At 62.2% G+C, this 17966-nt stretch carries 18 protein-coding genes; 10 read left to right on the forward strand and 8 right to left on the reverse strand.

What is annotated here, in order from left to right; translation table 11 throughout:
* The first annotated feature begins 1006 nt into the window (after window positions 1–1006).
* Both P0D80_RS25095 and P0D80_RS25100 read left to right on the forward strand, forming a co-directional pair.
* The gene (locus tag P0D80_RS25095) at window positions 1007–1432 is read left to right on the forward strand and encodes a ribbon-helix-helix domain-containing protein (protein WP_408178002.1); all 426 of its coding nucleotides are present in this window, start codon (window positions 1007–1009) and stop codon (window positions 1430–1432) included.
* Between the two features lie 87 nt (window positions 1433–1519).
* The gene (locus P0D80_RS25100; RefSeq protein WP_408287241.1) at window positions 1520–2620 is read left to right on the forward strand and encodes an extracellular catalytic domain type 1 short-chain-length polyhydroxyalkanoate depolymerase; all 1101 of its coding nucleotides are present in this window, start codon (window positions 1520–1522) and stop codon (window positions 2618–2620) included.
* A 162-nt stretch (window positions 2621–2782) separates the two neighbouring features.
* Here P0D80_RS25100 and P0D80_RS25105 read toward each other — a convergent pair whose 3' ends face one another.
* Window positions 2783–3592, reverse strand: a complete 810-nt coding sequence (locus P0D80_RS25105; protein WP_132375306.1) for a mechanosensitive ion channel family protein — start codon at window positions 3590–3592, stop codon at window positions 2783–2785.
* A gap of 187 nt (window positions 3593–3779) precedes the next feature.
* Between P0D80_RS25105 and P0D80_RS25110 the strand changes: the two genes are divergently transcribed.
* On the forward strand, window positions 3780–3995 hold the full coding sequence (locus P0D80_RS25110) for a hypervirulence associated TUDOR domain-containing protein (protein WP_408287244.1): 216 nt from the start codon (window positions 3780–3782) through the stop codon (window positions 3993–3995).
* 57 nt (window positions 3996–4052) lie between these two features.
* Here the strand turns inward: P0D80_RS25110 and P0D80_RS25115 are convergent, their stop codons facing one another.
* From P0D80_RS25115 to P0D80_RS25130, 4 genes are all read right to left on the reverse strand, one after another.
* A complete protein-coding gene (locus tag P0D80_RS25115) occupies window positions 4053–5762 on the reverse strand; it encodes a putative bifunctional diguanylate cyclase/phosphodiesterase (RefSeq protein ID WP_408287246.1) in 1710 nt (569 codons plus the stop codon).
* Between the two features lie 379 nt (window positions 5763–6141).
* A complete protein-coding gene (locus tag P0D80_RS25120) occupies window positions 6142–6882 on the reverse strand; it encodes a Rieske 2Fe-2S domain-containing protein (protein ID WP_408287249.1) in 741 nt (246 codons plus the stop codon).
* Window positions 6883–7043: 161 nt separating this feature from the next.
* Entirely contained in the window at window positions 7044–7544 is a 501-nt protein-coding gene (gene msrC / locus P0D80_RS25125) for a free L-methionine (R)-S-oxide reductase MsrC (protein ID WP_132375312.1), read from the reverse strand.
* Between the two features lie 192 nt (window positions 7545–7736).
* Window positions 7737–8162 (reverse strand): TOBE domain-containing protein, encoded by a 426-nt coding sequence (locus P0D80_RS25130; protein ID WP_408287253.1) that lies wholly within the window; start codon window positions 8160–8162, stop codon window positions 7737–7739.
* A gap of 264 nt (window positions 8163–8426) precedes the next feature.
* Between P0D80_RS25130 and P0D80_RS25135 the strand changes: the two genes are divergently transcribed.
* The 4 genes from P0D80_RS25135 (at window position 8427) to P0D80_RS25150 (ending at window position 12526) form a co-directional block, all read left to right on the forward strand.
* Entirely contained in the window at window positions 8427–10043 is a 1617-nt protein-coding gene (locus tag P0D80_RS25135; protein WP_408287256.1) for an SH3 domain-containing protein, read from the forward strand.
* 153 nt (window positions 10044–10196) lie between these two features.
* Window positions 10197–10661: a VOC family protein gene (locus P0D80_RS25140; RefSeq protein WP_132375317.1), complete on the forward strand. Its 465-nt coding sequence runs from the start codon at window positions 10197–10199 to the stop codon at window positions 10659–10661.
* Window positions 10662–10697: 36 nt separating this feature from the next.
* On the forward strand, window positions 10698–11171 hold the full coding sequence (locus P0D80_RS25145) for a VOC family protein (protein WP_408287258.1): 474 nt from the start codon (window positions 10698–10700) through the stop codon (window positions 11169–11171).
* 146 nt (window positions 11172–11317) lie between these two features.
* Entirely contained in the window at window positions 11318–12526 is a 1209-nt protein-coding gene (locus tag P0D80_RS25150) for an MFS transporter (protein ID WP_408287261.1), read from the forward strand.
* A gap of 114 nt (window positions 12527–12640) precedes the next feature.
* On the opposite strand, the gene P0D80_RS25155 is transcribed toward P0D80_RS25150, so the two are convergent.
* Window positions 12641–13444 (reverse strand): transglutaminase-like domain-containing protein, encoded by an 804-nt coding sequence (locus P0D80_RS25155; protein ID WP_132375320.1) that lies wholly within the window; start codon window positions 13442–13444, stop codon window positions 12641–12643.
* A 143-nt stretch (window positions 13445–13587) separates the two neighbouring features.
* Window positions 13588–14511 carry a transglutaminase family protein gene (locus tag P0D80_RS25160; RefSeq protein ID WP_408287264.1) on the reverse strand — a complete coding sequence of 308 codons (924 nt, stop codon included), beginning with the start codon at window positions 14509–14511 and terminating at the stop codon, window positions 13588–13590.
* Between the two features lie 483 nt (window positions 14512–14994).
* On the opposite strand from P0D80_RS25160, the gene P0D80_RS25165 reads away from it, so the two are divergent.
* Genes P0D80_RS25165 through P0D80_RS25175 form a run of 3 tightly spaced genes read left to right on the forward strand, consistent with a single transcriptional unit; the run spans window position 14995 to window position 16164 of the window.
* Window positions 14995–15438: a DUF2778 domain-containing protein gene (locus P0D80_RS25165; protein WP_408287267.1), complete on the forward strand. Its 444-nt coding sequence runs from the start codon at window positions 14995–14997 to the stop codon at window positions 15436–15438.
* The gene (locus P0D80_RS25170) at window positions 15435–15707 is read left to right on the forward strand and encodes a hypothetical protein (protein ID WP_408287269.1); all 273 of its coding nucleotides are present in this window, start codon (window positions 15435–15437) and stop codon (window positions 15705–15707) included. The genes P0D80_RS25165 and P0D80_RS25170 overlap by 4 nt, the downstream gene beginning before the upstream one ends.
* Window positions 15697–16164: an Hcp family type VI secretion system effector gene (locus P0D80_RS25175; protein ID WP_408287272.1), complete on the forward strand. Its 468-nt coding sequence runs from the start codon at window positions 15697–15699 to the stop codon at window positions 16162–16164. Before P0D80_RS25170 ends, P0D80_RS25175 begins: the two co-directional genes overlap by 11 nt.
* 365 nt (window positions 16165–16529) lie before the next feature.
* Here the strand turns inward: P0D80_RS25175 and P0D80_RS25180 are convergent, their stop codons facing one another.
* Window positions 16530–17939, reverse strand: coding sequence for an HdeD family acid-resistance protein (locus tag P0D80_RS25180; RefSeq protein WP_408287274.1), 1410 nt, complete (start codon window positions 17937–17939; stop codon window positions 16530–16532).
* Window positions 17940–17966: the final 27 nt, after the last annotated feature.

Consider the following 17966-nt stretch of genomic DNA (forward strand, 5'->3'; position numbering starts at 1 on the left):
AATGGTCGGCTTTTTATTGATGTCGCCCAAGGTATCGTGCGCGGCTGGCGGTTCCATTGGTTTGTGCTAGGCGAAACGACATAAAGCAGTTTTTCGAGACGCGGTTACCGATTAGGATGGCTTTCCCGATATGACGGAAACGAGAGAACGGCCACTAATCGGGACTCGAAAATTGCCCGGCAATAACAAACATGTCGACCGCTGATTACGAAAAAATCCCGTATTACAGAATCAACAAGATTCTATGGCGCTGGAGCCGGTGTGACGCTGAGAACGGGTGCCTTCCCGTCCCAGATCTGATTATCTCGATGAACGAAGCTCCGCCGGGCTTATCGATTCCGCCCGCACCCGAGCCTTACCAGCAGCGACGGACGCAATGAGTGGGCCAAACGGATTGCAACGACTTCGGTCAAACGAACCATTGTGGGTGTCTGCGTTGTGGCGGCATTCGTTTCCGCTTGGAGCTATTGGGACGGCGCGAGACTACGTTCGATCGTTAAGCCTATAGACTGCGACGATGCGCAATCGGCCGATGGCCGCTATACGGCATGCGTCTGTTACCTTGGATCGCAAATTGTCTTGCGGCTCTATGAGCAGCCAAGCCAGCAACTTCTGGCTGAGAAAACATATAGAAGCTACACCGACGACCCCGCCAGGCTTTATTGGGAACGCGATGCACCGCGTTACGAGGGTGGAGACGAGAGCGGTGCCGACTTGGGAACGATTCGTCTGCCGTCATCGCTATACGACCGGCTGCTAGCCAGACTGCCCTAGCCGACGTCCCGCGCCAGCCATCCCGTCGCGGGGTCCGCAAAGCTCACCGGGAGTAATCCGGTGACCAAACCCAACCCAGCATTGAAGCGATAGGCCTCGCCGCCGAGCCTAGCGCCCACACCCACTCCCGAACGAACCCCCAATTTCCTCATTGACCGCACCCCATCGAGAGGCGTATAACCATCCCACTGGATGTTAATTGGATGGTATCTAGATGCCTCCCGGAGTGCAAATGCCCAAACTCAATCTCATCAACACCTCGCGCCCCAAAGGCGGCGAGACCGAAAAAATCACCATCAACCTGGGCCCGATCGACCTCGGCCAGATCGATCTATTGGTCGAAGAAGGCTTTTACTCGAACCGCACCGACCTGATCCGCACGGCAATCCGCAACCAGCTCGCGGTGCACGCCCAGGTCGTCACGGAAACGGTGACCCGGCGTGCCATGGTGCTCGGCCTGCAGCACTTCTCGCGACAGGATCTCGAAGCCGCTCAGGCCGCGCACGAACAACTCGACATTCACGTGCTCGGCCTCGCCAGCATCGCAGCCGATGTGCCGCCGGAACTCGCGGCGGCCACGATTGCATCGGTGGTGGTGCTCGGTGCCTTTCATGCGTCGCCCGCGGTCAAGGCGGCGCTCGCCGGCCGCATCAGCTAGGCGCGACGCTCGACTCATTACCGTGGCTGAACGGGCGACCCATCAGTCGACTCTCAACCACGCCCCACACAGGCAATACAAACCATCATGAAAATGAACGAAGACTTCCTGAAATCGATGAAAGACGCCTTCGAGCTATTGCGCACGAAGGGTCCCAAAGAAGCGACGGCGGCGGTTCAGCGCGCGCTCTCGGGCCACAACGCGAACAATGTCCACGTGGACCCGGTGCAAACACCGCACACGCCTTCGAATGCCAGCGAATGGGCGCAAGCGTGGACGCAGCCGCAAACGCCAGCGAGCCCCGCTCCGCACGCCCCTGCCGCGCCGACTTTCGACGCCGACACACCGGGCACCTTCAGCACGCACACGTTCAGCAACGCAGCCGGACAACGCCAGTACAAGCTCTACGTGCCCGCTGTCTACAAGACCGAACCATTGCCGCTGATCGTGATGCTGCACGGCTGCACGCAGAACGCCGACGACTTCGCCGCCGGCACGCGCATGAACGAAATGGCCGAGCGTCACGGCTTCATCGTCGTGTATCCGAATCAGGCGCAAGCGGCCAATCATTCGAAGTGCTGGAATTGGTTCAAACCTGCCGATCAGCTACGCGATCAAGGCGAACCGTCCTTGATCGCCGGCATGACGCGCGAGGTGATGGCGCGCTATCGCGTCGATCCGGCGCGCGTGTATGTGGCGGGTCTGTCGGCGGGCGGTGCGATGGCGGACGTCATGCTGAAAACGTCGCCCGATCTTTATGCGGCAGCGGGTGTGCACTCTGGCCTCGCCTATGGATGCGCAAAAGGCCTGCCTTCGGCGCTCGCCGCGATGAAAGGCGGCAAGGCGCCACGCAATCGCACACATGCCGCGCCGCAACGCCCGCTGATCGTGTTTCATGGCGACGCTGACACGACAGTCCATCCGTCGAACGCGGCGCAGATCGTTGCGCCCTTCGACGCCGGCACCACCACCGTCAGCACGCAATCCGGCGCTGCAAGCGGACGGCGCACCTATACACAGCAACGGCACATGGCCGCCAACGGCGTCGAAGCGGAGTCCTGGTCGATTCACGGCGCGGGTCACGCGTGGTCCGGCGGCAGTCAGCACGGTTCGTACACGGACCCGTCCGGTCCCGACGCCGCCGCGGAAATGGTGCGATTCTTCCTCGCCCATCCGCGCCTGCACTGAGTCGGCACATCGGCGCCGGACCAGGCAAGTCCGGTTGAATATGAATGACCGGACTGCGGGTTATACAGCCGCTTGGGCGAGACGCGTTTTGCACGAGGCGCCTCGTGCGCTATAGCAGCGCGGGCGAACGATAAAAGGCCCCGGTAAATGCCGCGCGGCGGCCTACGCCGCGACCGGGCAGCCCGCCTGTTCAAGCGCGGCCTGCGCGTGCTCGTGCAGGTCTCCGCTGGCGAGCGACGCGTCCGGTGTGCGCACCCACGCCGCAATGCGCAGCGTCGCGCCGCCATCGTCCGGATAGTCCGCCACCGTGACGATCGGTGCGAGCGTGGCGCCGCTCAGCACGCGCGGTTCGTCGGCGACCAGCTTCTTCAATTCGCCGATCGCGGCGTCGACGTCCTTGCGCTGCGCGAGACCCACTTCGACCTCGATGCGCTGCGTGCCGCCGCTGCTGTAGTTGATCACCGGATTGCTCCAGATCTGGCTATTCGGCACGAACACGGCGTTGCCGTCGCCGCGCTCAATGCGCGTGGTGAAGAGTCCCACTTCGCGCACGATGCCGGCCGCCGCGCCGCTGCCTTCGATCACATCGCCGACGCGAAACGGCCGCAACATCAACAGCATCATGCCGGCCGCGATATTCTGCAGCGTGCCTTGCAACGCGAGTCCGATCGCGAGGCCGGCGGCGCCGAGCACCGCCAGCACGCTCGCGGTCGCGATGCCGACTTCGCTGAGCGCCGCGATGAACACGAGCACTCGCACGGCCCAGGTGCTCATCGCCGCCAGCATCGGCGCGAGCGTCGGATCCGCGTGCGTGCGCGCGAGCGCGCGGGCGAACATCGCGCCGACGCGATTCGAGAGCCACCAGCCAATCACTAGGATCAGCACGGCCAGCACGATATGAAGGGCGTCGTGCGTCAGCGTGACGAGCAACGACGGCTGGAAGTGAAAGAGTCGCGCGAGGAGATCGTTCATCTTGAGTCTTCGTTCCGTTACGGTATAGGAGTCTTGACGCAACGAAGCAGGATACGTTCCCGCCCTTTACATTTCATGCACAGAGGCACGCTGCTTGCTCGAACATGCGAACAGGGGCAGTGCAATCATGCAAAGCCTTACAGCAAGGGAGTTTACGCTGTCGTTAGCACGGGCAAAGGAGCACCACATGTCCCAACATTTGAAGACTGGCGACCGTGTCAGTTGGAACACGCCGCAAGGCGTCACGCACGGCAAGATCGTGCGTGTCATTTCTACCCATACGACTATGGACGGCAGAACGGTCGATGCGTCGACATCTGACCCACATTACGAAGTACAAAGCGAGAAGAGTGGCAAGCATGCCGTTCATCGCGGCGATGCATTGCATCGGGTCAAGAATTGATAGGGATGGCTAAGCATGCGTGTGAGCATGCATCCATGCCGCCGGCAAACCTACGCGTCAAAGAGTGCCCAACGGCCTCAGCAAATTACGCAGTGCCGCGACGGTGATCGGACGCGAGAACCAGAAGCCCTGCGCTTCATCGCACCCGAGCGCTTCCAGTTGCGCGGCCTGCTCGGCCGTTTCGACGCCTTCAGCCGTCACGCGCAGTTTGAGCGCATGCGCCATCGCGATGATCGCGCCGACCAGCGCCGCGCATTGCGGATCGGTGCTCATGCGCATCACAAACGAGCGGTCGATTTTCAGGCGATTCAGCGGAAAGCGCGTCAGATACGCAAGGCTCGAATAGCCGGTGCCGAAGTCGTCCACCGCGACTTCCACGCCCAGATCGCGCAACGCAAAAAGTGTCTGCACAGCCTGTTCGGTGTCGCCGAGCAAAACGCCCTCGGTGATTTCCACCTCGAGGTATGAAGGGTCGAGCGCGGCATCTTCCAACGCCTCGCGGATCGTCTCGAACAGATCCTGTCGCTGGAACTGTTGCGGTGACACGTTCACCGCGAAGCGCGGCAACGTGCCGGTCAGCCTCAATAAATTGCCTGCATCGCGGCACGCGGTCCGAATCACCCATTCGCCGATCTGCTCGATCAACCCCGCCTCCTCCGCGACCGGCACGAATTCGACGGGACTGATCAAGCCACGCTGCGGATGGTTCCAGCGCAGCAGCGTCTCCACTTGCGCGATGCGGCCATTGGAGAGCGTCACCTGCGGTTGATACACGAGATGCAATTGCTGACGCTCGATCGCATCGCGCAGCATGGTTTGCAGTTCGAAGCGGCGCGCCGCCTGACCTTCCAGCGCGGTGGAAAACCGCCGCACCGCATTGCCGTTCACCGCCGAAGCCGCCGACAACGCCACGCCCGCGCGACGCATCAGCGTAGGCGCATCGCCGCCGTCGGCCGGATAAGCCACGATGCCGATGCTCGCCGCAATGTTCAAGGCAGTGCCGGCGTAGTCGATCGGCTCGGCGATGCGGCCCAGTGCTTCGGCGGCGAACGCATCGGCGGCCGCGCCGGTTTCGTTGACCAGCAAGGCGAACTGCGTGCCGCCGATCGAGGCGATCGTGCCGTCGTTCGGAAAGAGACCGCGCAACCGTTCACCGACAATCTGCAGCACGAGTTCGGCCGCATGCAACCCAAGCGCATCGCGTAGTTTGCGCAGATGATCGAGCTCGGCGATCAGCACAGTAAAACCGCTGCCGCTACGCTGGCAACGCGCGATCGTCAGTTCCAGGCGCTCAGTAAATAGCGTTTGGTTGGGCAGACGAGTCACGCCGTCGTGATGCGCGACGTACCAGAGACGCGCTTCCGATTGCGCGTAACGCGTCATGTCGATGGCGATGCCCACGTAGCGCGCCGGCCTGCTGGCGAGGCCACCCGGATGCGCGGGCTCGGCGATGAGCGGCGCCAACGCCAGCACCACGCGAACCGGCGTGCCATTGCGCCGCAAAAAACTCCATTCGGCCTCATAGCGCGAAGTCACCGTGGCAAGCGGCGACAGTTCTCCGCGGCGCTTGGCGAGTTCGGCGGGATCGAACAAAGACTCGAAAGTCCGCCGGCCAATCAGTTCTTCCGCTGCAAATCCAGTCAGCTTTTCGAAAGCGGCGTTGACGGTCTCGAACGTGCCGTCCGCGGTGCAGATGAACATGCCGTAAGGCGCCGAGGCAAGCGCGGCATCGCGCGTACGCATGTCGGCGTAGAGGGGGACTTGCATCGCGCCGGCCTTTTGTTTTTTCCTGAGTAGTGAAAGCGATCGGACGTATTCTTGCGCGCGGGCGCAAATAGTGAAACCCCGAGATCCGGTCCGATGTTTCGGGCAACCGTGCGTATGATAACGGGCTTTCGTGCCCTCGCCGAATTCGCGAGCCCCCCATTCTTCGCGCCAATCGTTTTCCTTGGTGTAATCCCCAATCCTCCCGACCGGCTCGCTCGCGCTTGCGCGCGCCATACGAGGCTCGCTATTGCCGGGATATTCGGTCCTTCATGAGCGTCGCCAAATATCTGGCTTCCTAAGCAAACTTTTCCAGCCTACGCCGTACTATCCTTGTCGGCAAAAAAAGCAGCAAGCGAGAGAGCTTGCGGCGCGAATGCAATCAACGGATACCTTCGAGGTGACCGGCCCCTTTCAGACACCGAGCGATCACAAAGTGAGGTCGGTCAGACGGAAGATTGTTATGGGTTAGTTCACGCCTCCCACGGCCATACTGCGGCACCACCGGGTTGTGCCGGTCGGCGAAACTGTCGTGGTGAATCCACGCAAAATGCGCGACGTCGATGAAGCCTTCGGTCTGCCGTCCCGCCGATGCGTTGATGTCGATCGCAGGCGGCAGGATCTGCTGGAAGTCGGGATCATTCCAGTTCGGAAACGCGGGCAAGGCTTCCATGCCGCCACCCAGCGACACCCACACGAGTCCGTACGCTTCCTGCGTCGCATAAGTGACGAGATGCAGCCGCTCGGGAATCGGGCCGTCCGTTTGCGATGGAACGTGCTTGCACTTGCCTTCGCTGTTATAGGCAAGGCGGTGGTACGGGCACACGATGTTGCCGTTATCGACCCATCCCTGGCTGAGCGGCGCGCCGCGATGCGGACAGATATCGCGCGTGCTCACCAGCTGGCCGTTCGAGCGGAACACCACGAGCGGTTCGTCGAGCAGCGTCACGCTGATGGGTTTGTCGGTGACTTCAGCGGCGAACGCCACCGGATGCCAGTAGCGGCTGAGAATCTCCCAGGCGTGGCTATCGAACGTGCAATTGCGGGGTAAGGCGGATGAACGTTGAAATGTCAGCGGACTGGTGGTGGCCGAAGCGTTGGCAAAAGCAGTGGCGGAACTCATGCGTGTCTCCAGAACCTGGTGGGGGTTCGTCGCGCTCATGAGCTGTCTCGAGCGCGTTGGAGAGAACGATAGCGGGATGAGGTCCGCCGACCCATCCCCTGAAATGCATTGACTCTATGTACGGAAAAGCATAGCGAGCCGCCGCACCGCGACCGCGCTTTTTACGCGGCGCGCGGCAACGCCGCTTCGATGAACACCGCGCACAGCGCTTCCATGCCCTTCGCGTCTTCTTCGTCGAAGCGCGCGACGATCGGGCTGTCCACATCCCACACGCCGATCAGCGTGCCGTCCGGCGCGACGAGCGGCACGACGACTTCCGATTGCGACGCCGAATCGCAGGCGATATGGCCGGGAAACTCGTGCACGTCGCGCACCACTTGCGTCTGCCGAGTTTGCGCGGCCGTGCCGCAGACGCCCTTGCCGAGCGCGATGCGCACACACGCGGGCTTGCCCTGAAACGGTCCGACAACCAGTTCGCGGCCGTCGTGGAAATAGAAGCCAGCCCAGTTCAGATCACTGAGGGAATGAAACACGAAGGCGGAAAAATTCGCAGCGTTGGCGATCCAGTCGGTTTCGTCGGCGAGCAGCGAGCGCGCCTGGGCGACCAGCTCTTCGTAGTGCGCGGCTTTGGGCAGATGCGAGGCGGAGGAGACTTCGAACATGACGGCGTCCGTGATGAAAGCGGAAAGAGGAACAGCGAGTCGTGCAGTTTAAAGCAAGCCGCGGTTTCCTTCACGGCGCGCGCCGGCGCCGCGGCGCAAGGTGCACGAAGCAAAGCCCTCTTTCCTTGCAGTTCCGTCAGACCCGTCGGCGTCCACGCGGACATGAAGCCAACGGGCAAAACCACACGACGATTACTGATCGACGCCGATGATCACACTCGATGCCTTGAAAATCGCCGTCGCCGCTTTGCCGTTTGCGAGGCCGAGGCGATCGACGCTCTCATTGGTGATGATCGCCGCAATCTGCGCGCCGCCGGCGCTGATCAACACTTCGGAATTCACCGCGCCCTTCGTGACGGCCGACACCGTACCGGCGATGCAATTGCGCGCCGACACCTGGTCCTTCGTGATGTCGACCATCAGGATCACCGACGACGCCTTGACCAGCGCAAAGGCTTTCTTGCCCACCGCGAGGCCGAGCGACGTCGCGCTGCCGTGGGTGATGATCGACACGATCTCGAGACCTTCCTGGGTGCGCAGCGTGACTTCGTCGTTGACGGCGCCATGGTTGAGTTCGGTGACTTCGCCGGCGAATTGATTGCGTGCGCTGGTTTGCATGTTGTTCTCCTTGGTTGGGCGGCCTCGAGCGAGCGTTCTTTCGAGGCCATCCGTTGGGATTAAGCAGTGAGCGTAGTGGAACGCTCGCCGGTTGCGGCAGCCTGCGCGTGAAGCGCTATATCGCACAGCCGCTATGGACGACGCGAACCCCAATGAAACCACATAAGCGTTGTGTTTGGGAGTGCAAACGCGGCGCCGGTACGACATGCTGCACAATGCGCCGACACCGTATCATCGTGCCCTGGACCTTCTTCGCCGAACCTCATGCCCGTTGCCGTTCAATCCCGCCTCGCCGCCTGGCCGAACGCCTGCCGCACCGCCGCGTTGTGTGCCGCGCTCGCGGCGATCACTGCCTGCAGCAATCCGTCGCCGACGCACGACGCGCACGCGCCGGTGGACACCGTCACGCTCTTCCCCATCGCACATTACGATCAGGACGTCGATCACTGGCTCGAACCGGACAGCCCCGGCTACGACCAGCCGTTCCTGAGGCCCGCCGACCAGCAGGCGCACTTCAAGGCCCTGTACGCGCGCTACTTCGGCACCGGTACCGCGGCGCCCTCGCCGTGGAATGTCAACTTCGTGACAATGCTGGTGTATCGCCAGCAAGGCGCGGACATTGCCGCACTGCAGCAGCGGCGCATCGGCAAGTTCGACAATACCGGCAAGAGCGGCGCGGACATCGGTTACGGAGAAAATTTCCGGCCGCACGACAAGGCATGGATCGACGCCATCGCGCAAAACATGAACGTCGCGCAGTTCGCGCAGATCGCCGTTTATCAGCCGCAGCGCCGCGCAATCGCGACCGGCAACCTGATGGTGCGCGAGTTGCCGACCACCGACCCATCGTTCTACGACCATCATCTGGCCGGCGAAGGCTATCCGTTCGACAACCTGCAGATCTCGGCCGCGCGGCCCGGCACGCCGCTGTATGTGCTCGGCAGCAGCCTCGACGGCGCGTGGCATTACGTGCAGACACCCGACGTGCAGGGCTGGGTGCGCAGCGACGGTGTCGGCATGGCCGACGACCGCTTCGTCGATACATGGCGCGCCGCGGCGGGCAAATCGCTCGGTGCGGTGATCGTGGCGTCGGCGCCGGTGCGCGACAGCCGCGGCGTGTTCCGCTTCAACGCGCCGGCCGGCACGCTGCTGCCGATCGTCCCTGCCAGCGCCGCGCGGCCGGCGCAAGCAAAACCCGTGGCGAGCGACCCCGGCAACACCGGCAACACAGCCGAGCCGGCCGTTGCGCGTCAAGTGCTCGTCCCGGCGCGCGACGCCGACGGCCAGGCACTGATCCGCACCGCCGCCCTGAGCGACGCGCAAATCGCGCCGACGCCGCTCGCCGCGACGCCGCGCCATCTGGCGATGCTGATGAAAACACTGATCGGCCGCCCCTACGGCTGGGGCAATAGCGGCCTCTACAACGATTGTTCGTCGGAACTGCAAAGCATCTTCGCCGCGTTCGGCGTCTGGCTGCCGCGCCATTCGTCCACGCAGATGAACGCCGGCCGCATGATCGACCTGTCGTCGTCCGCGCCCGCCCAGCGGCTCGACTATCTGGCGCAGCACGGCGAGCCGTTGCGCACGCTGGTCTACATCGGCGGCCATGTGATGCTGTATATCGGCAACACCACCCGCAACGGCAGCGCGGTGCCGGTCGTCTATCAGGACGTATGGGGCTTGCGGCCCGCCGACGATAGCCGGCGCGCGGTGATCGGCGGCTCGGTGATTCTGCCGCTGTTCGAACACATTCCCGAAGACGCCACGCTGCAATCGCTCGCGGCGACGCCGACGTTCCAGATCAGCATTCTCGGCGCGCCGCGTGGCGGCACCCCGGCGCCGTCCGCCGCGCCGCCGGACGAGGACAATCCGGCTGGTTGAAACAGGCGCCCGGGCGCTCGCCGTACGCCCGGACCAAAAATATTTTTTCGGGAGTGTCGATTCAACGGTCATGTACTCGTCGTAACGTTGAAGACCTGACTCGACGAGTCGGTCTTTCACCTCACGAACCTGTTACTTCAAGGAGTCGCCGTCATGTCCAGCAACGCTGTCAAACCGATCCCGGACGGGATGCACTCGCTCACCCCGTATCTGATCTGCGCCAACGCCGCGGACGCCATCGCGTTCTACACCAAGGCCTTCAACGCCGTCGAACAGGTCCGCCTGCCCGGCCCCGGCGGCAAGGTCATGCACGCCACGCTGAAGATCGGCGATTCCATGCTGATGCTGACCGACGAATGGCCCGAGCACCAGTCGTTCGGCCCGAATTCGCTGAAAGGCACACCGGTCACGATTCACTACTATGTGGAAGATGTCGACGCCAGCTTCAAGCAGGCCGTCGACGCCGGCGCGACCGTTGTGATGCCCGTCACCGACATGTTCTGGGGCGACCGCTACGGTCAGGTGAAAGACCCGTTTGGCCATAGCTGGTCGTTGGCCACGCACAAGCGCGACCTGAGCCCGGAAGAAATCCAGAAAGCCATGGACTGCATGAAGTAAGGCGCGGTCCGTCCGGTGAGAAGGAGGAGAAACGTCATGCAAAAGATTGCGCCGTGCCTGTGGTTCGACGGCAATGCGGAACATGCGGCCCGCTTCTACACGTCCGTGTTTTCCGATTCCCGCATCGCCACCACGATGCATTACACGGACGCCGGACCCGGGCCGAAGGGCGGCGTGCTGGCCATCACGTTCGAGATCGAAGGCCAGGAGTTCATGGCGCTGAACGGCGGCCCACAGTTCCCCTTCACGCCGGCCATTTCGCTGTTCGTGCACTGCAAGTCGCAGGAGGAAATCGACCGTTACTGGACGAAACTTCTGGACGGCGGCAAGGAGTGGCAATGCGGCTGGCTTCAGGACCGGTTCGGCGTCTCGTGGCAGATCGCGCCGGACGTGCTCGGCGACATGCTGCGCGACCCGAACGAGGCTAAGGCGAGCCGCGTGATGAAGGCCATGATGAATATGGTCAAGCTGGAAATCGCGCCGCTCGAAGCGGCTTATCGCGGCGATTGAAGTGCAACTCTGAACGCGCGCTGCCGTCGGCGCGCGGCCTGCTTGCCGTTGCATTGAGAATTCACGGCGCGGCAAGCAGGCCAGGGGCGCGAGCGCGCTATCTTTGATAGGATCGGTCTCGACCCATAATCGGCGGGACATGAACGGTGCGCGTCAATCATCAGGCTTTCTTCTGCTCGCTGTTTGTCGCGCGTCTCGCCGATCAGGTCCTGCTGTTTCTCGTGCCGCTCGTCGTCTTCCAGACCACGCACCAGGTCTCGTGGTCGGGGCTCGCGTTCTTTATCGAAACGCTGCCCCGCTATCTGGTGTTTCCCTTCTTCGGCGCCTTGTGCGACCGCATCTCGCCGCTCAGATTGATGCGCGTGAGCCAGACCGTGCGGGCGCTGGCCTGTTTCGGCGGCGTAATCGCTTACGCGCTATTTGGCGGCATCGGCTGGTTGATCGCACTCTCTGCCGTGTGCGGCGTGTTGACGAGCCAAGGTCTCGTCGCGCGTGAAGTCATGCTGCCGCAAATCTTCAGCACGCAGCAGTTTCAGCGCGTGCTCGCCTACTCGCAATTGGCCGATCAGTTGGGGTTCGTGCTCGGTCCGATGCTCGCCGCGTTGCTGCTCGGTCTGTGGCGTTGGGAATGGGTTGTCGGTGCAACCGGCGTGCTGTTTCTCCTCGCCGATGGCGCGCTACTGCTGTGGCAACGCGCGAGCGGTTTTCGCGCCGCCGAGCCGCCGGCCTTGGCTCCGGGTCACTGGACGTTGCCGCTGCGCATCGCGCTGCGTCATGTGCTGGTGCTGCCTGGCCTGAAGAAAGTCGTGCTGCTCGCCGCCGCCGAAAATCTGGTGATCGGCGTGACGCTCGCCACGTCCGCCGCCATGGTGACCGGCCTTCACGCGCAATCGAATCACTACTATGCCGGACTGCAAACAGCCGGCGCCGTGGCCACGGTGCTGATTCTGCTGACGATCGCACGCGCCGCATGGCCGGCGCGCGCCCTGGGCCTGGTCGCCTTCGTCTCGATCTGCGCGGGCGGCGTGATCGCCGGCGCGAGCGCGGCGCCGTGGGGTTATGCACTCGGCTTCCTGCTGATCGTCGGCTTCGACAAGATGTTCAACGTCTACATTCGCAGCGCGCGGCAGCAAATCATTCCGCCGCAGGACTACGGCAAGACAACCGGCGTGGTGATCCTTCTCAACAACATGACACAGCCGCTCGCCGGCCTGCTGGTCAGCGTGTTCTCGGCGCGCACGCAAACCGGCCCGCTGATCGTGACCCTGTCGCTGACGATGGGCGGCATCGGCGCGGCCGTGTCGATCGGCGCGGCGCTGGTGCGAAGGAAGCGCGCGCTGGCGCTCGGGGAATGACGCCGCGCCGGCATGCCTGAATGCCTGAATGCCTAAATGCCTAAATGCCGTTGTTAATATCGAGTGCGGGTTGCGCAGCGCTCGGGCAGCTTTAGGTCTTTATCCGCAACGCAGCTAGACAGCCTCGCACACCACCGCGAACTTTAGCAACTGCGTCGGCCCGAACGCGTTACTGAGCGCCACGTCGGCCGCGTCGCGCCCTCGCGCCATCAGCACGCGCCCCGTGCGCGGCGCGTTGTTGCGCGGGTCGAACGTCTGCCAGCATCCGCCGATATACGCCTCGAACCACGCGGCGAAATCCATCGCCGCGTACGGCGGTGGCAAGCCGACATCGCTGATATAGCCTGTGCAATATCGCGCCGGAATATTCATGGCCCGGCATAGCGCCACCGCCAGATGCGCGAAGTCCCGGCACACGCCTTTGCGCTCTTGCCAGGCCTGCCATGCGGTCTTGGTCGGACGCGCAAAGTCGTAACCGAACACGATGTGGTTGTGCACGTAATTGCAGATCGCATCCACACGCCCACGGCCGAGCGGCAGCTTGCCGAAGGTCTGCCACGCGAATTCGGAGAGCAGATCGGTTTCGCAATAGCGGCTGCCGAGCAGAAACACCAGCGTATCGTCAGGCAGCATTTCCACCGGATGCTGTTCGGTGTAGGGCGGGCGCATCTCCGGCTCGGACGACACCTCCAGCACCGCGCTCGTCGAAAAGGCAATTTTTCCCGGCGGCGCCACCAGCCGGCTGCACAGATTGCCGAACGAATCGCGGTACTGGCTGATCGGCACCGGTGGATCGACCACCAGCAAATCCGGATTCAGGACCTCTTTCGCATGCGAATAGTGGGTGTTCAACATCAGCATCATCGGCGTCGGTTGCACGCACTCATAGACCAGCTCGTAGCCAACGCGCAATTTCATCGCAACGCCCTCTTCCAATTGAAACGTTCAGTTGACGCGCACGGCGAGCCGCCCGAAACGGCACTCCCCGCATACGCGTTTTAATTCGACACGCCGCGATCTTCGGCGCGCGTTCATTCGTTCTTATCCGCCTTGCTTCGCCGTCATTCGCCTTCTGTCACGCTCACGTCCACCTGCAAGCCGCGAAACGAATGCGGCGCGCCGTGCCACGTGCCCCACAACGGCAGCGCCTGATAGGCGTTCCACGCCACCGCCACGCGAATCAGATGGCGGTTGCCGACGATGCTGTTGGTCGGATCGAAATCGACCCAGCCGGCGCCCGGCAAATAGATCTGCAACCATGCGTGCGTCGCGCCGCCGCCTTGGGTGGCGTCATGCTCGGGCACGAATATATAGCCGCTCACGAAGCGCGCCGCGAGGCCGAGCGAACGCACCGCGTCCATCATGAGCACGGCAAAATCTCGGCAACTGCCGCTGCGGCTGCGCAAGGTGTCGCCGGGACGGTTCACGCCTTTTTCCGTGCGGCGCACATAGAAAAACGAGCTCTTGATTTCGAGCGTCATGGCGCGCAGGAGCGCCATCGTGCCGCTGCCCGTGCCGCCGCTTTTGCTGTTCTTGCCGCCTTCGCCGCTCTTTGCAGCGACACCCGATGTCGGCACGAAACGGCGCGCCCACTCGTCCACGTCGCTGTCCGGATACTGGCGGCTGCGCGCGTTCACGAGATCGGAAGCCTCCTCGTTGGTGTACGCGAACGGCCAGTTCACCGCGTACGGTTCGAGCGCGTAGTCGGGCATGGGCGCTTCGAAGTGCTCGAGCGTCACTTCGCTGTCGAAGCGCAATTCGCTCGCCTTCTCCGCGAAACTCGCGACCGCCACCGAGTTGTCGAACACGTCGTGCAGCCAATGCAGCCGCGACGGCGCGGGCGTGATCACCAGCTTGTTCGTGACGAGCCGCAAATCGTGGCTCGCGCGTGGCCTGAACATCATGCGATGTTCGCCGAAACGCACAGGTTCCGAGTAGCGGTAGACACTGACGTGGCGCACCGTGAAGCGCTGCGGCTCATTCATCCGACCGCCCGATGGATGCCGCCGGGTTCATCCTGTCCATCGCGTTCACGCTTTTAAAAAGCCGCGGCCGCCGCAGGCGAAAAGCGCGCGGCGCGGTTTTGATCCTAATGAGCCACGGCCGGCTTGCGGTGTGGTCGAGTGCTCTGCACGACAAACTGACGGGTTCAGCATACACCCGCCATATTGGTTGAAAGCACTCATTTGGCCGCGGCGTCGCGCGGGAGAAGTTATTACCAGAATCCGTTCGCAGATCTGTGGAGCATTTTCTCGCTAGGCGCTGAAACGTTGGCCCTCAAGGCTTTGCGGTCGGTGCGCGGGGAAGAATGTCCTGTGCGGATCGCATAGCCCGCTTGCTCGCCCTCCGCACTCTCGGATTTGTCCGATTCCATACATCCCCGTTTTTTTGAATGATCCGGAGCAATCGGCCGAACAACGGAGGACAGATTGCCGGTTACATGTACATTCCGCCTCAATAGTAAGCCCATGTCCACGTTGCATTGCGACGGTGTTGGTGACTTTGCGGCTTTCTCGGGAGACGGCAACGGTAAGAATAATCCCGCCGCCGCGGCTATTCGTGATGTTGGCCCACTTCCGCCCGGTCATTACTACATCGTAGATCGGGGCTCGGGCGGCATCTTTTCACACATCAAGACATGGGCCTATGACATCTACAACCATACCGAACGCGGTAAATGGTTTGCACTATTCAAGGCGGATGACGAAATTGACGACTGGACGTTCGTGGACGGCGTGAAGCGGGGTAACTTCCGACTTCATCCGCACGGTAGACAAAATCTCAGCGAAGGCTGCATCACACTGGCCGATCCGGTTGCGTTCTACAGACTGAGAGATCGGCTTCTTCACACGACACCCATAGCTCTGCCGGGTGGGAAGGGTTTCGCATATGGCACGGTCGACGTCCAATGAATATCAAAAAATTTGCAATCCGGTGCGGTGCGGTGGCAGGCGTGGCCATATTGGTCAACATACCTATTGGCATGTTTCTGTTTTCGAGTTTCATGGATCGTGCAGTGTTTTACACGACCTCTGCACTTCATATTTATGGTGATGAAGCGATTGGCGACTTCCTTGTCGGCGCCGCGTTCTTTCTCTCTTTATTTGTAGCACTGCTTCTTGTGTTGATTGTGACTCGCACTGTTGAGTGGCGTAAGCGGAGACCTTCAAATGTCAAATGACGTTTTTATCAAAATCGATGGCATCGCGGGGGAATCACAGGACGCGGCGCACCCTGACGAGATCCAGATTGCGAACTGGACCTGGAAAATGTCCCAGCAAGCATCCGCGATGTCGGGATCTGGCGGAGGCGCGGGCAAGGCCACGGTTGAAGACCTTGTGTTCTTTCATGATGTAGACCGGGCGAGCCCTAATCTGATGACGTACTGTTTGACCGGCAAACATATCCCCACGGTCGTCCTGACCATGCGCAAAGCGCGCGGCGTGTCGTTTGACTTCCTGCGAATCACCATGAGCGATGTTGTCATCACCGGTGTCGAAATGTCCGCGAGCTATGAACAAGTTCGTCTGTCGTTTGCCAAGGTGAAGCAGGAATACATGGTGCAGAATGCCCAAGGCGGAAGTCGCGGTGTCGTGACGGGTATGTTTGACATCAAGCAGAATGCGGCTAGACGTTAGTCAGTGACATGCCGAGATCGGCCAGAGGTCTATTCCTGAGACCCGCAATGAAGACAATGACAGCTACTTCTGGCGCGACGCCGCTCATGTCGTCCAAGAAGCCACCGGAGCATCTAAGGTTTGCTGAAACCCGTCACCCCCGTCGAATAACAAGTGCCCCGAATCGAACCCCGCGTGCCACCCAGTAGCTTGCTGAGTTAAAACTTAACCGAGTCTGTGAGACCGCTTCACCGCGGCAAAAAAGTTATCAACAGAATCTGTTCGCAAATCTGTGCATAACTATCCGGCAAAAACCGCAAGCTGTTGATGCGATTGCCATTTTTACCGTGACGCCGAAGTTGAGCAGCGCTTGCGCCGAGCGCGCGTCATTCGCGCACCGTGCCGCGCGCCGCGTCGTCGGCAACGTGCGCGTGACGGGCTTCTTCGCGCCATTGCTGACGCGAGCGAACCATTCGGCGCACCGCGAGGCGCGCCATCTTGACCCAACCCGAAGGCCGCGGGTCGGCCAGCATGCTGAGAGCGCGCGCGTAGTCGAGCGTGAGGCCGGGTGTCCACGCCATCGTCGCGGCTCGCTTGCGCACTTGCGCGGCGACCCAAAGTTCGGGCGTCGAGATCACGCGCAGAAACGGCTGCCAGCCGCCGAGGTCGCCCCACACACGCGACGAGGCGCCTTCGATCGCCGCCTCCAGGGCGCGCGAGACACTGCTCGAACAGTTGCGATGCGTGAGGTTGTACGTCGTGTCCTGTCGATACGTGTCCCAGAAGCGGCGCAAGCGCACCGGATCGTAGTTGCGGATGCGCACCTGAACCGTCGACGGACACCACGCTTTCGATTCGGTCGGGTAATCGGGCTGGAATAGCCCCGGCACGTCGTTCTCGCGCGTGGCGCGCAGCAGCCGCGCGAAGTCGTCGGGCGAACGATCGATCTCGACACCCGGATACAGGCTAATGTAGACGCCCTCGGGCGATTCGAGCGCGGCATGGCCGGTCGATATCACGCCGTTGCGATCCACCGCCGCGATATAGCGATCCACGATCAATTGCCGACGTGCTTCGCCCTTGGCCGAACCGACCGGCGTCCACACGTGCACGGTCAAAGCGGCTTCGTCGGCGGCGGGCGGGCCGTCCCATTCATGTGCAATCAGACGGCTCGCGGCGAGCGCGCTCGCCGCGGCAATGCCGGCATCCGCCGCGGAATTACTCGCGACCACCGCGGGGTTCGTCGCGAGCCGCCGCACCCGCGCGCTCAGCAGGATCATGTTCCATCCGCCAAAGATCAGGCCGAGTCCGACACAGTACGGCACCGTGCCGACGTAGTGAGTCGGATAGGGTTGATAGAAGAAGATTGCCAGCGCGATTTCGACGGCGCCGCCGATCATCGCGAGCCGCCACGTGCGAAAGCGAACCACTTTGGCCGAGACGATCTGCAAGAGGCCATCGGCGAGAAAGAGCGTGCCGAAGATCATCGACAGAATGAAGTTGCCGTGCTGGTGGCCGACCAGAATCAGCGCGGCCGCGGTGGTGAACCCGATGCCCTTCACATAGCGCAGCGTGCGTTGCCCGCCCATGCCGGTCCAGGCGACGGCCAGCGTGGCGAGGCCTTCGAGCAACAGCAACGAGACGAACGGGGTGATGGGAAAATAGAGCGCGCCATCGAGCGCGTCGCTGAACACGAAGACGCCGAACAGCACACTGATGCAACCGACGATCCGCAACGATCGCCAGCGCGTGCGCAGATAATCGACGCCCAACAGAATCATGACCAGACGAACCATTGCGAGTCCTCCGTGACTGATGCGTTC

The organism is Paraburkholderia sp. RL17-373-BIF-A (assembly GCF_046030175.1).
Lineage (GTDB): Bacteria > Pseudomonadota > Gammaproteobacteria > Burkholderiales > Burkholderiaceae > Paraburkholderia.

Bases quoted from the DNA above. Each gene is read 5' to 3' on its own strand.
- P0D80_RS25135 (WP_408287256.1), top strand. From the start codon at position 8,427: ATGCCCGTTGCCGTTCAATCCCGCCTCGCCGCCTGGCCGAACGCCTGC.
- P0D80_RS25140 (WP_132375317.1), top strand. From the start codon at position 10,197: ATGTCCAGCAACGCTGTCAAACCGATCCCGGACGGGATGCACTCGCTC.
- P0D80_RS25180 (WP_408287274.1), bottom strand. From the start codon at position 17,939: ATGGTTCGTCTGGTCATGATTCTGTTGGGCGTCGATTATCTGCGCACG.
- P0D80_RS25130 (WP_408287253.1), bottom strand. From the start codon at position 8,162: ATGCAAACCAGCGCACGCAATCAATTCGCCGGCGAAGTCACCGAACTC.
- P0D80_RS25120 (WP_408287249.1), bottom strand. From the start codon at position 6,882: ATGAGTTCCGCCACTGCTTTTGCCAACGCTTCGGCCACCACCAGTCCG.
- P0D80_RS25115 (WP_408287246.1), bottom strand. From the start codon at position 5,762: ATGCAAGTCCCCCTCTACGCCGACATGCGTACGCGCGATGCCGCGCTT.
- P0D80_RS25105 (WP_132375306.1), bottom strand. From the start codon at position 3,592: ATGAACGATCTCCTCGCGCGACTCTTTCACTTCCAGCCGTCGTTGCTC.
- P0D80_RS25100 (WP_408287241.1), top strand. From the start codon at position 1,520: ATGAAAATGAACGAAGACTTCCTGAAATCGATGAAAGACGCCTTCGAG.
- msrC (WP_132375312.1), bottom strand. From the start codon at position 7,544: ATGTTCGAAGTCTCCTCCGCCTCGCATCTGCCCAAAGCCGCGCACTAC.
- P0D80_RS25110 (WP_408287244.1), top strand. From the start codon at position 3,780: ATGTCCCAACATTTGAAGACTGGCGACCGTGTCAGTTGGAACACGCCG.
- P0D80_RS25165 (WP_408287267.1), top strand. From the start codon at position 14,995: ATGTCCACGTTGCATTGCGACGGTGTTGGTGACTTTGCGGCTTTCTCG.
- P0D80_RS25160 (WP_408287264.1), bottom strand. From the start codon at position 14,511: ATGAATGAGCCGCAGCGCTTCACGGTGCGCCACGTCAGTGTCTACCGC.
- P0D80_RS25170 (WP_408287269.1), top strand. From the start codon at position 15,435: ATGAATATCAAAAAATTTGCAATCCGGTGCGGTGCGGTGGCAGGCGTG.
- P0D80_RS25145 (WP_408287258.1), top strand. From the start codon at position 10,698: ATGCAAAAGATTGCGCCGTGCCTGTGGTTCGACGGCAATGCGGAACAT.
- P0D80_RS25155 (WP_132375320.1), bottom strand. From the start codon at position 13,444: ATGAAATTGCGCGTTGGCTACGAGCTGGTCTATGAGTGCGTGCAACCG.
- P0D80_RS25175 (WP_408287272.1), top strand. From the start codon at position 15,697: ATGTCAAATGACGTTTTTATCAAAATCGATGGCATCGCGGGGGAATCA.
- P0D80_RS25095 (WP_408178002.1), top strand. From the start codon at position 1,007: ATGCCCAAACTCAATCTCATCAACACCTCGCGCCCCAAAGGCGGCGAG.